Annotated in this window: 12 protein-coding genes; 6 read left to right on the forward strand and 6 right to left on the reverse strand. The window is 76.5% G+C overall.

What is annotated here, in order from left to right; translation table 11 throughout:
* Positions 1-1366: LuxR C-terminal-related transcriptional regulator (locus ACFUEL_RS23360; RefSeq protein ID WP_380238651.1), on the reverse strand; the 1366-nt coding region annotated here is incomplete at its 3' end.
* A gap of 117 nt (positions 1367-1483) precedes the next feature.
* On the opposite strand from ACFUEL_RS23360, the gene ACFUEL_RS23365 reads away from it, so the two are divergent.
* Positions 1484-2755, forward strand: a complete 1272-nt coding sequence (locus ACFUEL_RS23365) for a DUF6350 family protein (protein ID WP_380238653.1) — start codon at positions 1484-1486, stop codon at positions 2753-2755.
* 181 nt (positions 2756-2936) lie between these two features.
* Here the strand turns inward: ACFUEL_RS23365 and ACFUEL_RS23370 are convergent, their stop codons facing one another.
* The gene (locus tag ACFUEL_RS23370; protein ID WP_380238655.1) at positions 2937-3680 is read right to left on the reverse strand and encodes an ABC transporter permease; all 744 of its coding nucleotides are present in this window, start codon (positions 3678-3680) and stop codon (positions 2937-2939) included.
* Entirely contained in the window at positions 3677-4585 is a 909-nt protein-coding gene (locus ACFUEL_RS23375) for an ATP-binding cassette domain-containing protein (protein WP_380238657.1), read from the reverse strand. The genes ACFUEL_RS23370 and ACFUEL_RS23375 overlap by 4 nt, the downstream gene beginning before the upstream one ends.
* A gap of 131 nt (positions 4586-4716) precedes the next feature.
* On the opposite strand from ACFUEL_RS23375, the gene ACFUEL_RS23380 reads away from it, so the two are divergent.
* Together ACFUEL_RS23380 and ACFUEL_RS23385 are read left to right on the forward strand one after the other, a co-directional pair.
* Positions 4717-5856, forward strand: coding sequence for a sensor histidine kinase (locus ACFUEL_RS23380; protein WP_380238659.1), 1140 nt, complete (start codon positions 4717-4719; stop codon positions 5854-5856).
* Positions 5853-6572: a response regulator gene (locus ACFUEL_RS23385; RefSeq protein ID WP_380238661.1), complete on the forward strand. Its 720-nt coding sequence runs from the start codon at positions 5853-5855 to the stop codon at positions 6570-6572. Before ACFUEL_RS23380 ends, ACFUEL_RS23385 begins: the two co-directional genes overlap by 4 nt.
* Positions 6573-6598: 26 nt before the next feature.
* On the opposite strand, the gene ACFUEL_RS23390 is transcribed toward ACFUEL_RS23385, so the two are convergent.
* On the reverse strand, positions 6599-7252 hold the full coding sequence (locus ACFUEL_RS23390) for a hypothetical protein (protein WP_380238663.1): 654 nt from the start codon (positions 7250-7252) through the stop codon (positions 6599-6601).
* A 370-nt stretch (positions 7253-7622) separates the two neighbouring features.
* On the opposite strand from ACFUEL_RS23390, the gene purN reads away from it, so the two are divergent.
* Together purN and purH are read left to right on the forward strand one after the other, a co-directional pair.
* Positions 7623-8282: a phosphoribosylglycinamide formyltransferase gene (purN, locus tag ACFUEL_RS23395; protein WP_380238665.1), complete on the forward strand. Its 660-nt coding sequence runs from the start codon at positions 7623-7625 to the stop codon at positions 8280-8282.
* Complete coding sequence (purH, locus tag ACFUEL_RS23400; RefSeq protein ID WP_380238667.1) at positions 8279-9862, forward strand: bifunctional phosphoribosylaminoimidazolecarboxamide formyltransferase/IMP cyclohydrolase; 1584 nt, start codon at positions 8279-8281, stop codon at positions 9860-9862. Before purN ends, purH begins: the two co-directional genes overlap by 4 nt.
* Before the next feature lie 75 nt (positions 9863-9937).
* Here the strand turns inward: purH and ACFUEL_RS23405 are convergent, their stop codons facing one another.
* Positions 9938-10672 (reverse strand): RDD family protein, encoded by a 735-nt coding sequence (locus ACFUEL_RS23405; protein ID WP_380238669.1) that lies wholly within the window; start codon positions 10670-10672, stop codon positions 9938-9940.
* An 85-nt stretch (positions 10673-10757) separates the two neighbouring features.
* Complete coding sequence (locus ACFUEL_RS23410) at positions 10758-11198, reverse strand: DUF2752 domain-containing protein (protein WP_380238671.1); 441 nt, start codon at positions 11196-11198, stop codon at positions 10758-10760.
* A 266-nt stretch (positions 11199-11464) separates the two neighbouring features.
* On the opposite strand from ACFUEL_RS23410, the gene ACFUEL_RS23415 reads away from it, so the two are divergent.
* Positions 11465-12319, forward strand: a complete 855-nt coding sequence (locus ACFUEL_RS23415) for a bifunctional methylenetetrahydrofolate dehydrogenase/methenyltetrahydrofolate cyclohydrolase (protein WP_380238673.1) — start codon at positions 11465-11467, stop codon at positions 12317-12319.
* The last annotated feature ends 72 nt before the right edge of the window (positions 12320-12391 follow it).

Consider the following 12391-nt stretch of genomic DNA (forward strand, 5'->3'; position numbering starts at 1 on the left):
GTACGCCGCCGCCCGGGGCGGCCGGGGCGGGCCGGGCCAGCGGCGGCGGCAACTGCCCGGCCGGGCCCACCAGTCGGGCCGGGACGCCCGGCGTCGGGCCGCACCACGGCGTCCGCAGCCCCGGCGCGCCGTACCGGGCCGCCGGGCCCGCGCTACCGGAACCGGCCGAGGTGCAGGCCGTCTCGCGCCTCGGCCCCGGGGACGCCGGCTCCGACGGGCCCACCCCCAGCAGGGCGGCCACGATCGTCCCGCCCACCAGCACCGTCAGCGCCGCCGCCGCGCCCGTCGCCAGCCCCGTGTGCAGCCGGCTGTCCGCGACCAGCCGGGCCGCGGACGGCAGCCGCGGGCCCGGACAGCCGTGCACCGCCGCCCGGTGCAGCAGGGCCGCCAGCCGCTCCGCGAACTCCGGGTCGTCCGGGTCCGCCCCGACCAGCGCGGGCACCTCCCGGGCCAGTTCGGCCCGCGCCGAGAGCACCCGGCTCGCGGCCGCCGCCGTGCTCGACTCCACCTCCACCGCGACCCGCTCCACCGGCAGGCCCAGCGTGTCGTGCAGCACCAGCGCCCGCCGCCGCGGCCGCGACAGCCGCAGCAGCGCCTTCACCAGCGCCCGGTCCTGGTGGGTCAGCTTCTGCGGCGGCTCGGGCGGCTCCGGGGCGCCCGCCGCGTCGACCACGATCCGCCGCCGCGGCCACCGCAGCAGGTGCGCCCGCCGCGGGCCGCCCCGGTGCCACGGCGACAGCGCCAGGTCGAACGCCTCCCGGCGGACCCGCCCCTCCGGATCCGGGTCCGCCGCCACCTCCTCCCACCGGCGGGCGGCCGACCCCAGCGCCAGGTGCACGCAGTGCGCGGCGCGGTGGCGGTGGCCGGTCAGCAGGAAGGTCTGCTGCACCAGCCGGGCGTGCACCAGGGCGGCGAACTCCCCGAAACCGGCGGGGGCGTCGTCGGCGGCCGGGGCGGCGGGCTGCTGTACGGGCTGTACGGGCTGCGCGGGCTGCTGTGCGGGCTGCGCGGGGTGCGGGGGCTGTGGGGGGCCGACGAACTCGACGGGTGCGGGTGCGGGTGCGGGCTCGGGGCGGGCGGCCGGTGCGGCCGGTGCGGTCGGGGCGAGCGTGGCGACCAGGGCCACGGCCTCCTCGCGGTTGCGGACGCCGAGCTTGCGGACCGCCCGGTCGAGGTGGTTGCGGGCGGTGCCGGGGGCGACGCCCAGGTGCCGGGCCACGGCGCGCAGGTCGTCGCCGGCGGCCAGCCGGGCGAGTGCCCGCGCCTCCTGCGGGGCGAGGCGGCGCAGCAGGTGCTCGGCGTCCGCCCGGGTCCGGGGCGGGGTGCCGGCGGTCCGTTCCGGTTCGGCGGTCGAGGGCGAGGTCACCGATCTCCTCCGTGGCAGGTCCGTCCCGGAAAAAGGCACATGTACTGATAATCCGGGACACGGCGAAGGTTCGCCCGTTGACACCCCTCAACGGGTGGCCTTGGCAGCATGAAGGCCATGACGCAGCTGATGGGCCGTCCGATCCTGGGACTGCCGAGCGACTTGGACAGCCGCTCCACCCTCTCCGACCTGCTCACCGGCGTCCGCACCGCGCTGCTCACCCTGTCCGTGATCGCCGTCCCGGTGTTCGGCCTGTGGGTGCTCGCCCCGTACGGCGACGACACCGCCCAGGACGCGGCCCGGGCCGTCTTCGGACTCTGGCTGCTCGGCCACGGCGCCCCGCTCGCCCGCGGCCCCGGCGCCGCCCCGGTCACCGTCGCACCGCTGCTGCTCACCGCCGTCACCGCCGTGCTGCTCTCCCGCGCCGGACACCGCCAGGCCCGGCGCACCCGGGGGCGCGGATGGATCCGTTGGCGCTCCCCGCTCACGGTGTACGCCGGGTACCTGCTGGTCGCGGCCGCCGCCGTCGCCCAGTGCGCCGACCCGCAGGCGATGCTGCGCTCCCGGGCCGTCGCCGACCTCACCGCCGTCGCCCTGCTCGCCGCCGCCGCGCTCGGCCACGGCCTGTGGAGCGGCCTCGGCCGCCCCGCCCCGCTGCCCCGGCTGCCACTGCCGCCCGCGCTCTGGCCGGACGGCGCCGGGGCCGCCACCGGACGGGCGCTGGCCGGGTGGCTGCTCGCGCTGACCGCCGGCGGCGGGGTGCTGCTCGCCGCCGCGGTGCTGCTCGGCTCCGCCGGACAGCAGGCGCAGCGGCTCGGCGGCGGCGCGGCCGACTGGCTCGGCATGCTGCTCGCCTGCCTGGCCCTGGTGCCCAACGCCCTTGTCTGGTGCACGAGTTACTCCCTCGGTACGGGCTTCGAGGTCGGCACCGGCAGCCATGCCGGACCACTGGGCACCCGGCTCGGCCCCACCCCGGAGTTCCCGCTGCTCGGCCTGCTCCCCGCCGACCGCGGCCCCGACTGGCACCTGCTGGCCTGTGCGGCGCCCGCCGCCGCGGCGATCGCCGCCGCCCTGCTGATCGGCCGCGCCGCCACCCGCTGGACCACCGCGCAGACCGCGGCCGTCACCGCCGCCGCCGCCCTCGCCGCCGCCCCGCCCGCGCTGCTCGCCGCGCACCTGGCCGGCGGCGCCCTCGCCCTCGGCCGGATGTCCGAACTCGGCCCCGTCGCCTGGCAGTTCGCGCTGGCCCAGACCGCCTGGCTGCTTGTCCTCGCGCTGCCGGGGGCGCTGCTGCGGCGCTGGTGGCTCGGCCGCCACGGCGACGGCGCGGGGCCGGTGGTCCGCGCCCGGGTGGGGGCGTACCGGCTGGTGTGCCGACTGGCCGCGTGAATTTCGGGCGGATGGCACATTCAGGGGCGCGGGGAACTGCGCGCAGCGGGAGGTGAACGCCTGCGAGGTCGCGAGGTGGGCGGTGAGTTGCCGTTCCCTCGCGATCTTGCGGTGGGTGCCCGGTTGCCGGCGCAGTTCCCCGCGCCCCCGGATGCGCCGGCGGCGGCGCCGGGTCCGGCGGCTACGCGTCCTTGCGGCGCAGGGTGCGCAGGCCCGCCAGGACCGCGAGTGCTGTCCAGGCGGCCATCAGGAGGAGGCCGGTGGTGTGGCCGTAGTGGGTGCCGGGGGCGTCGGCGAGGCGGAGGGCGTACTGGCCGGCCCGGTCGGGGAGGAACCGGGCGGCCTCGCGGACGCCGGGGACGGCGGCCAGCACGGTGGTGCCGAGGAAGACGGCGGGGGAGAGCAGGCCGAGGGCGGCGGTCTGGTTGCGCAGGACGGTGGTGAGCGCCAGGCACAGGACGAGCAGCAGCGGGTGGTAGAGCACCCCGGCGGCGAGGGCCCGGGCGGTGCCGGGGGCGGACAGGTCCAGGCCGGTGGTGGCGGCGGTCGCGGCGAGTTGGCAGCCCACGGTGACCAGGCCGACGGCCAGGCCCAGGCCGGCCCCGAGCAGCAGCTTGGCGCGGTAGAAGCGCAGCCGGTCCGGGACGGCGGCGAGCGAGGTAGCGAGGGTGCCGGAGGCGTACTCCTGGCCGATCAGCAGGATGCCCAGGCAGGCGATCGCGACCTGGCCGAAGTTCAGCCCGTAGTACAGGCCCTCCATCGGGTCCTCGGTCAGCGAGGTGTCGCTGCCGCCGTACGCGGCCTGGGCGGCCGCCGTGATGCCGGCGCTGAGCGCCACCGCGAGCAGCGGGGCCGCCCACAGCGGGCGCAGCGTGGTGAACTTCGCCCACTCGGCGCGCAGCGGGTGCGTGGTGGGGGCGCTCATGCCGGCACCGCCCGGTACTCGACGGCGTCCGAGGTCATCCGCATGAAGGCTTCCTCCAGGGAGTCGTGGGCGGCGGACAGTTCGATCAGCACCACCCGGTGCTCGGCGGCCAGCGCGCCCAGCCGGCCGGGGTCGGCGTCCGGGACGTCGAAGGAGCCGTCGCCGCGGGGGACCGCGTCCGGGTGGGCGGTGGCGAGCAGGGCGGCGAGCGCGGCCGGGTCGACGGCGCGGACCCGCACCCGGCGGCGGCCGTGCCGGGCGAGGAAGTCGGCGGTGGAGGTGTCGGCGAGCAGCCTGCCCCGGCCGATCACCACCAGGTGGTCGGCGGTGACCGCCATCTCCGCCATCAGGTGCGAGGAGACCAGCACCGCCCGGCCCTCGCCCGCGAGCCGGCGCAGCAGCTCCCGGATCCACCGGATGCCCTCCGCGTCCAGGCCGTTGACCGGCTCGTCCAGCAGCAGCGCGGCCGGGTCGCCGAGCAGGGCGGCGGCGATGCCGAGGCGCTGGCGCATGCCGAGCGAGAACGTCCGGATCCGGTGGCCGGCCGCCCCGGCGAGGCCGACCAGGGCCAGCACCTCGTCGACCCGGCGGGCGGGCAGGCCGTGCGAGGCGGCGATCCAGCGCAGGTGTCCGGCGGCGGTGCGGCCCGGGTGCACGGCCTGGGCGTCCAGCAGGGCGCCCACCCGGCACAGCGGCCGCTCCAGCGCGGCGTAGGGCCGCCCGTCCACCAGCGCCGTCCCGGAGGTCGGCCGGTCCAGCCCCAGCACCATCCGCAGGGTGGTCGACTTCCCGGCGCCGTTCGGGCCCAGGAACCCGGTCACCCGCCCGGGTTCGACCCGGAAGGTCAGGCCGTCGACGACCGTCCGGCCCTCGTACGCCTTGGTCAGCTCGCGGATCTCGATCACGTCGGCTCCCCTCGTCCGCTCGGTGCTCCGAGTCAACCGCGCGGGGCCGGGCGTCCGGATCCCACCTGCGGGGGGACCGCCTCCCTCCCGGGAGGGAGGCGGCGTCCGGGCGGTGCGGGGAGGATGGGCGGATGTTCACTCCGCTGCTGCGCTCCGCCACCTACACCCGGTGGGTGCACCTGATGATCGGGCTGGTGTTCGCCGGGGTGGTGCTGCTGGTCTACCCGGGGACGGAGGGGGTGTCGACCGGGCGGGCGGTGGCGTGGGCGGTGGTGCTGGACGTGCCGCTGCTGTGCCTGGTGGCGCTGGTGCCGGGGGTGCGGCGCGGGGAGGGGGTGCAGGCGCGGCTGCTGCTGGCGCCCGCGCGGGAGGAGGAGATCGGGGTCGCGCCGTCGGCGGGCTGGGTGGACCGGGGGCGGACGGCGTGCTGGCTGGTGGCCCGGGTCGGGCTGGGGGTGCTGCTCGGGGTGGTGACGGTGGCGGCGGTCCGGGTGGTGGTGCGGTGGCCGCTGTCGGTGCTGCCGGTGGCCTTCGCCCTGCTCTGGCTGGTGGTGTACGCGGGGAGGCTGCAACTCGCGCTGGCGGTACGGCTGTTGGGACCGTCGGGGGCGGAGCGGCTGGCGGCCGCCGAGGCTCGGGCCGAGCGCCTGCTCGAACGCAACCGGCTGGCCCGGGAGCTGCACGACTCGATCGGGCACGCGCTGACGGTGACGGTGGTGCAGGCGGGCGCGGCCCGCGAGGTGGCCGATCCGGCCTTCCGGGAACGGGCGCTGGAGGCGATCGAGACCACCGGGCGCCGGGCGCTGGACGACCTGGAACGGATGCTGGTGCTGCTGCGCGAGGCCCCGGACGCCGCCGCCACCGAACGGCCCGGCCTGGACCGCGCCCCCGAACTGTTCGCCGCCGCGACCGCCGCCGGCAGCCCGGTCGACGCCCGACTCGACGTCGAGGCGGCCGAGTTGCCCGGCGTGCTGTCCCGGGAGGCGTACCGGATCCTCCAGGAGGGCGTCACCAACGCGCTGCGGCACGCCCCCGGTGCGCCGATCCTGGTCCGGGGCCGGGTGGAGGCAGGGGTGTTGGAGCTGTCCTGCCGCAACCCGCGCACCGGGAAGGGCAGTTCGCGCCGGGGCGGCGGCAAGGGCCTGCGCGGGGTGCGGGAGCGGGCGGTGCTGCTCGGCGGCGAGTGCGAGGCGGGAGCCGACGGGGCGGTCGGGACCGACGGGGCGGACTGGCTGCTGCGGGTGCGGCTGCCGCTACGGTTGGGCCGGTGAGCGTGATCAAGGTGCTGCTGGTCGACGACGAGGAACTGATCCGCTTCGGCCTGCGCGCCGTCCTGGACGCCCAGCCGGACCTGGAGGTGGTCGGCGAGGCCGCCGACGGCGCCGAGGCGCTCGCCCTGGCCCGCTCGCTGCGCCCCGACGTGGTGCTGATGGACGTCCGGATGCCCGGCCTGGACGGCCTGGCCGCCACCCGGGCGATCCTGCGCGACGCCGACCGCGGCACCGACCGCGACGCCGGCCGGGGCGCCGGCCGGGGCACCGACCGCGGTGCCGACCGGCCGCCGAGGATCCTGGTGGTGACCACCTTCGAGGCCGACGACTACGTGTACGAGGCGCTGCGCGCGGGCGCCGACGGCTTCCTGCTCAAGCGCTCCCGCCCCGCCGAGGTCGTCCAGGCGGTGCGGCTGGCCGCAGCGGGGGAGACGCTGCTGTTCCCGGCCGCGATCCGCCGGCTCGCCGCCGCCCGGGGCGGACCGGGGGCCGACGGCGGCGCGGTGGTCCGGGCGGGCCTGACCGGACGGGAGGGCGAGGTGCTGCGCCTGATGGCCCGGGGCCTGTCCAACGCGGAGATCGGCGCCCAACTGCACCTGGGCGTGCAGACCGTGAAGACGCACGTCAGCGCGGTGCTCGGCAAGCTCGGCGCCCGGGACCGCACCCAGGCGGTGATCGCCGCCTACGAGTCCGGCTTCGTCACCCCCGACCGCTGAGCCCGGCAGGACCGGCCGGACGGGGCTCAGTCCTCGGCGACGTCGTACAGGTTGCTCAGCCAGTCCGGGACGTCGTGCTCCTGGGCGCAGCTGTGGGCGGCCTCCTGGGTGACGGCGCTGTTGCGGCAGCTCAGGTAGTCGCGGTAGGCGAACTGGATGCCGAAGACGCCGAGCGAGACCACCAGGGCGAGGCCGCCGGTCAGCAGGGCGCTGAGGGCGGCGGGGACCTGGGGGCGGACGGGGCGGGGGGAGAACGGGTCGGCGGCGGGCTCGGCGGGGGTGCGCAGGACGGTGACGGCGTACCAGACGGCGAGCAGGGAGAGCGGGAAGGCCAGCCAGTACAGCCCGAACAGCACCGCGAGCAGCGCGGCGAAGCCGGAGAGCAGGGCGTTGCGGGCGGTGCGGTGGGCCGGGTCGGCCGGGTCGAGCTTGGGCGGGCCGGGCTGCTGCGGGCCGGGCTGCTCGGGGCGGCGGCCCCACGGCGGCGGCTGCGGGCGGTCCTCCTCGGGCCGGCCGTCCGGTCGCTGCCCGTCCGGTCGCGGGCCGTCCGGTCGCGGGCCGGACGGCTGCCGGTCGGACGCCGGCGGCTGCGGGGTGCGGGGGCGCCAGGGCTGGTCGGGCGCGCCGGGCGGAGGGGGCGCGAAGGGGTTGCGCTCGCCGCTGTCCTCGCCGCTGCTCATATGGTCTCGGCCGTTTCTGCTCGTCGGATGGCCGGCCCCGTCGGTGGGGGAGTGGGCGGCCCGGGACAATGATCCCCCAGCCCGTTCCCGGCCGTACGGCACCCTGCCGGATCGGTGCCCCGGAGGCGACGGGTCGGCCGGGAGATCCCCGTCTCAACTACGCGCGTAGCGTGGCCGGGCGGTTACGGGCGGCCTCCCACCAGCCGTTATCGTGGTGACGGTCGGCAGCACCCGACGGTTCCCGGGGCCCGCAGCGCCGCGGCCGCCCGGCGACCCGCCGCCGTCGCTCCCGACCTGCCGCCGCCCGTAGTGGCCCCACCGACGGTGGACGTACCAGCGGGCGACAACCCGACGTACGGAGAATCGCGCCGTGGCTGCCGCTGACGCCCAAGTGTTCCCGCCCCGTACCCCCGGACCGGCCCGGCTGGTGGTGCTGGTCTCCGGCTCCGGCACCAACCTCCAGGCGCTGATCGACGCCGCCGCCGACCCCGGTTACGGCGCGCAGATCGTCGCGGTGGGCGCCGACCGGGACGGCATCGCGGGCATCGAGCGGGCCGAGAAGGCCGGCGTCCCGGTCTTCGTCGAGCGGATCAAGGACCACGCCGACCGGGCCGCCTGGGACGCCGCACTGACCGCCGCCGTCGCCGCCCACGAGCCGGACCTGGTGGTCACCGCCGGGTTCATGAAGATCCTCGGCCCCGCGTTCGTCGCCGCCTTCGCCGGACGCACCGTCAACACCCACCCCGCGCTGCTGCCCGCCTTCCCCGGGGCGCACGGCGTGCCCGACGCGCTGGCGTACGGGGTGAAGGTCACCGGCTGCACCGTGCACCTGGTGGACGCCGGGGTCGACACCGGGCCGATCATCGCCCAGGGCGTGGTGCAGGTCGAGGACGCCGACCACGCCGACGGCGGCGAGGCGCTGCACGAGCGCATCAAGACTGTCGAGCGCAAGCTGCTCGTCGAGGTCGTGGGCCGGCTGGCCCGCGAAGGACACCGCATCGAAGACCGAAAGGTATGGATCCCGGCATGAGCGCCGCTTCCTCCGGTAACGCCCCCGTCTCCGAGAATGTGCGCCCGATCCGGCGCGCGCTGATCAGCGTCTACGACAAGACCGGGCTGGAGGAGCTGGCCCAGGGGCTGCACGCCGCCGGGGTCGCCATCGTCTCCACCGGCTCCACCGCCGGGAGGATCGCCGCCGCGGGCGTCCCGGTCACCGAGGTCTCCGAGCTGACCGGCTTCCCCGAGTGCCTGGACGGCCGGGTCAAGACCCTGCACCCGCGGGTGCACGCCGGCGTGCTGGCCGACCTGCGCCTGGAGTCGCACCGCGCGCAGCTCGCCGAGCTGGGCGTCGAGCCGTTCGACCTGGTCGTGGTGAACCTGTACCCGTTCACCGCCACCGTCGCCTCCGGCGCCACCCCGGACGAGTGCGTCGAGCAGATCGACATCGGCGGCCCGTCCATGGTCCGCGCCGCCGCGAAGAACCACCCCTCGGTGGCCGTCGTGGTCGACCCGGCCCGCTACACGGACGTGCTGACCGCCGTGCGGGGCGGCGGCTTCGACCTGCTGACCCGCAAGCGCCTGGCGGGTGCCGCGTTCGCGCACACCGCCGCGTACGACGTCGCGGTGGCGGGCTGGTTCGAGGAGTCGGGCTACACCGGGTCCGAGGCCGCGTTCCCGTCCTTCCTCGGCGCCACCTGGGAGCTCGGCAACGTCCTGCGCTACGGCGAGAACCCGCACCAGCAGGCCGCCCTCTACACCGACGGCACCGGCGGCCTGGCCGGCGCCGAGCAGCTGCAGGGCAAGGAGATGTCCTACAACAACTACGTGGACACCGACGCGGCCCGCCGCGCCGCGTACGACCACGAGGGCCCGGCCGTCGCCATCATCAAGCACGCCAACCCGTGCGGCATCGGCACCGGCGCGGACGTCGCCGAGGCGCACCGCAAGGCCCACGCCTGCGACCCGGTCTCCGCGTACGGCGGCGTGATCGCCGTCAACCGCCCGGTGAGCGTCGAGCTGGCCGAGCAGATCGCCCCGATCTTCACCGAGGTCGTCGTGGCCCCCGGCTACGAGGACGGCGCCCTGGAGGTGCTGGCCAAGAAGAAGAACCTGCGGGTGCTGCGCGCCCCCGGGGCCCCCGCCGACGCGCTGGAGTCGCGCCGGATCTCCGGCGGCCTGCTGCTCCAGCAGGTCGACCGGGTCGACGCGGCCGGCGACGACCCGTCCACCTGGACGCTGGCCACCGGCGCGGCGCTGTCCGCCGACGAGCTGGCCGAACTGTCCTTCGCCTGGCGGGCCTGCCGGGCCGTCAAGTCCAACGCGATCCTGCTCGCCAAGGACGGCGCCTCGGTCGGCGTCGGCATGGGCCAGGTCAACCGGGTCGACTCCTGCAAGCTCGCCGTCGAGCGGGCCGGCGAGCGCGCCCAGGGCTCCTACGCCGCCTCCGACGCGTTCTTCCCGTTCGCCGACGGCCTGGAGATCCTGCTCGCCGCGGGCGTCAAGGCCGTGGTGCAGCCCGGCGGTTCGATCCGCGACGAAGAGGTGGTCGCGGCCGCCGAGAAGGCCGGCGTGACCATGTACCTCACCGGGACCCGGCACTTCTTCCACTGACCGCGAGGGCCGGTGGACGCCGAGGGCCCCGCACCCCAGGAACTCCTGGCGTGCGGGGCCCTCGGGCGTCCGCGGCTACTTCTTGATCACGACAGTGCCGGCCGCACGGTCGTGCCAGCCCTGCAGCTTGCCGGAGTTGTCGAAGAACGGCGACAGGTAGACCAGCAGGGTGCCGAGGTAGCAGAACACCGCGCCCACCACCGGCAGGATGTAGCGCAGGAAGCCCGCGCCCAGGCCGGGGTTCTGGCCGTTGGTCTCCCGGACCACCCGCAGGCCCAGGGCCATCTTGCCGACCGTGGCGCCCGCCAGGCCGACCAGCAGCCACTCGTAGACCAGCAGGAACACGGCGATCACCGCGAGCATGGTGAGCGCCGTGATGACGATGTTGGTGCCCGCGTCGTTGACGCACGACTGGTAGTCCGCGCTGGTCGGATCGCACTTGTCCTCGGCGTTGTTGGCCAGGCCCACCATGCCGGCCAGGCCCGCCGCCATGGCGATCCCCAGGACCACCGACATGACGATGCCGTCCAGCAGCCGGGCCAGGAAGCGCTGGCCCATGGTCGCGATCCGCACCGTGCCCAGGTGCGGGATGTTGATGTAGCCGTTGTTGGCCTGGATGGTGCCCGGCATCTGCGGGTAGCCGTACCCGGCCTGCGGCGGCACCTGCTGCGGGTAGCCGTAGTTCGCCTGCTGCGGCGCCTGCTGCGGGTAGCCGTAGCCCGCCGCCGGCGGGGCCTGCTGCGGGTAGCCGTAGCCGGGCGGCGGGGGCTGCTGGCCGTACGGGTTGTTCGGGTCGGGCGGGTAGCTCATCGATGCCTCCGGGCAGGAAGGAACGGGGGACGGGACGGAAAAAGGACAGGGGACGGGGGGAGGGGAGGGCGGCGGGGCGGCCCGCTCAGAACCGCAACGGGCCGAGCCGGACCACCTCCCAGGCCCAGGCCGACACCAGGGCGGCCCCCGCCAGCAGGGTGCGCCCCCGGTACGACAGCGACCGCAGGCGGCCCGCACCGAGCGGCCCGCACACCAGCGCCACCGCGGCCAGCACCGCCACCGGGTTCGCCAGCAGTGCCGCCCCCCAGTGGCCGCGGCCCGCCTCGATGAACACCGTGGTGCTGCCGCACAGCGGACACGGCACGCCGGTCAGCAGCCGCAGCGGGCACAGCACCCCCGGGTCGTGCACGTCGTACACCGCGGCCACCCCGGCCGCCGCTCCGGCGACCAGCGAGGCCCGCAGTACGACCCGCAGCACCGACCCCGGCAGCGACCCGGCCGACCGCCGCCAACGGGTCGTCGGCGCCACCGCCCCGGGCGGCCCCGGTCGGCTCGGTTCGCTCACGGTCGTTCTTCCCCCGGCTGTCCTGCCCCACCGGCGACGGCCCGTCACCAGGACCCGGTACGGCGGGGATCGTCCGGACATCGTCGTCCGTACCACGCCGCGCTGTCCAGCGTCGGCCGGAAGCCGGACCGGACCGTGGCACAACCGCGACGCGACCGGTACGCTCCGTGGCCCCGCGCCCACCGGCCGTGGACCCGCGCGGCGCGCCGGTCCGGCAGGCGGTCCGGCGGCGCGGCCCGCACCCCCGATCCGGGAGAATGGGGGGCATGACTGCCCAGATTCTCGATGGCAAGGCCACCGCGGCCGCGATCAAGTCCGAACTCGCCGTCCGCGTGGCGGCCCTCAAGGAGCGGGGCATCGTCCCCGGCCTCGGCACCGTCCTGGTCGGCGACGACCCGGGCAGCCGGTGGTACGTCAACGGCAAGCACCGGGACTGCGCCGAGATCGGCATCGCCTCCATCCAGCGCGAACTGCCGGAGACCGCCACCCAGGAGGACGTCGAGAACGTCGTCCGCGAGCTCAACGCCGACCCGTCCTGCACCGGCTACATCGTCCAACTGCCGCTCCCCAAGGGCCTGGACCAGAACCGCGTGCTCGAACTCATGGACCCGGACAAGGACGCCGACGGCCTGCACCCGACCTCGCTCGGCCGCCTCGTCCTCGGCATCGACGGCCCGCTGCCCTGCACCCCGCTCGGCATCGTCGAACTGCTCCGCCGGCACGACGTCGCCATCGACGGCGCCGAGGTCGTCGTGGTCGGCCGCGGCATCACCGTCGGCCGCTCGATCGGCCTGCTGCTCACCCGCCGCAGCGAGAACGCCACCGTGACGCTCTGCCACACCGGCACCCGCGACCTCGCCGCGCACCTGAAGAACGCCGACATCATCGTCGCCGCGGCCGGCGTCCCGCACCTGGTCAAGCCCGAGGACGTCAAGCCCGGCGCGGCGATCCTCGACGTGGGCGTCTCCCGCAGCGAGGGCAAGATCGTCGGCGACGTGCACCCCGGTGCCGCCGAGGTGGCCGGCTGGATCTCCCCCAACCCCGGCGGCGTCGGCCCGATGACCCGCGCCATGCTCCTCAACAACATCGTCGAGGCGGCCGAGCGCCGCGCCGGCGTCTGACACCGGGGTCCGGCGTCACGCGGCGCGGCCGCCGCCGTCCTCCCGTCACCACCCGGGGCACCATGCCCCCCG

Origin of the sequence: Kitasatospora sp. NPDC057198 (assembly GCF_042670125.1) — a bacterium.
In the GTDB taxonomy this organism is placed as follows: domain Bacteria; phylum Actinomycetota; class Actinomycetes; order Streptomycetales; family Streptomycetaceae; genus Kitasatospora.

Coding starts and splice junctions, on each gene's coding strand:
- ACFUEL_RS23365 (WP_380238653.1), top strand. CDS start 1,484: ATGACGCAGCTGATGGGCCGTCCGATCCTGGGACTGCCGAGCGACTTG.
- ACFUEL_RS23370 (WP_380238655.1), bottom strand. CDS start 3,680: ATGAGCGCCCCCACCACGCACCCGCTGCGCGCCGAGTGGGCGAAGTTC.
- ACFUEL_RS23380 (WP_380238659.1), top strand. CDS start 4,717: ATGTTCACTCCGCTGCTGCGCTCCGCCACCTACACCCGGTGGGTGCAC.
- ACFUEL_RS23390 (WP_380238663.1), bottom strand. CDS start 7,252: ATGAGCAGCGGCGAGGACAGCGGCGAGCGCAACCCCTTCGCGCCCCCT.
- purH (WP_380238667.1), top strand. CDS start 8,279: ATGAGCGCCGCTTCCTCCGGTAACGCCCCCGTCTCCGAGAATGTGCGC.
- ACFUEL_RS23405 (WP_380238669.1), bottom strand. CDS start 10,672: ATGAGCTACCCGCCCGACCCGAACAACCCGTACGGCCAGCAGCCCCCG.
- ACFUEL_RS23415 (WP_380238673.1), top strand. CDS start 11,465: ATGACTGCCCAGATTCTCGATGGCAAGGCCACCGCGGCCGCGATCAAG.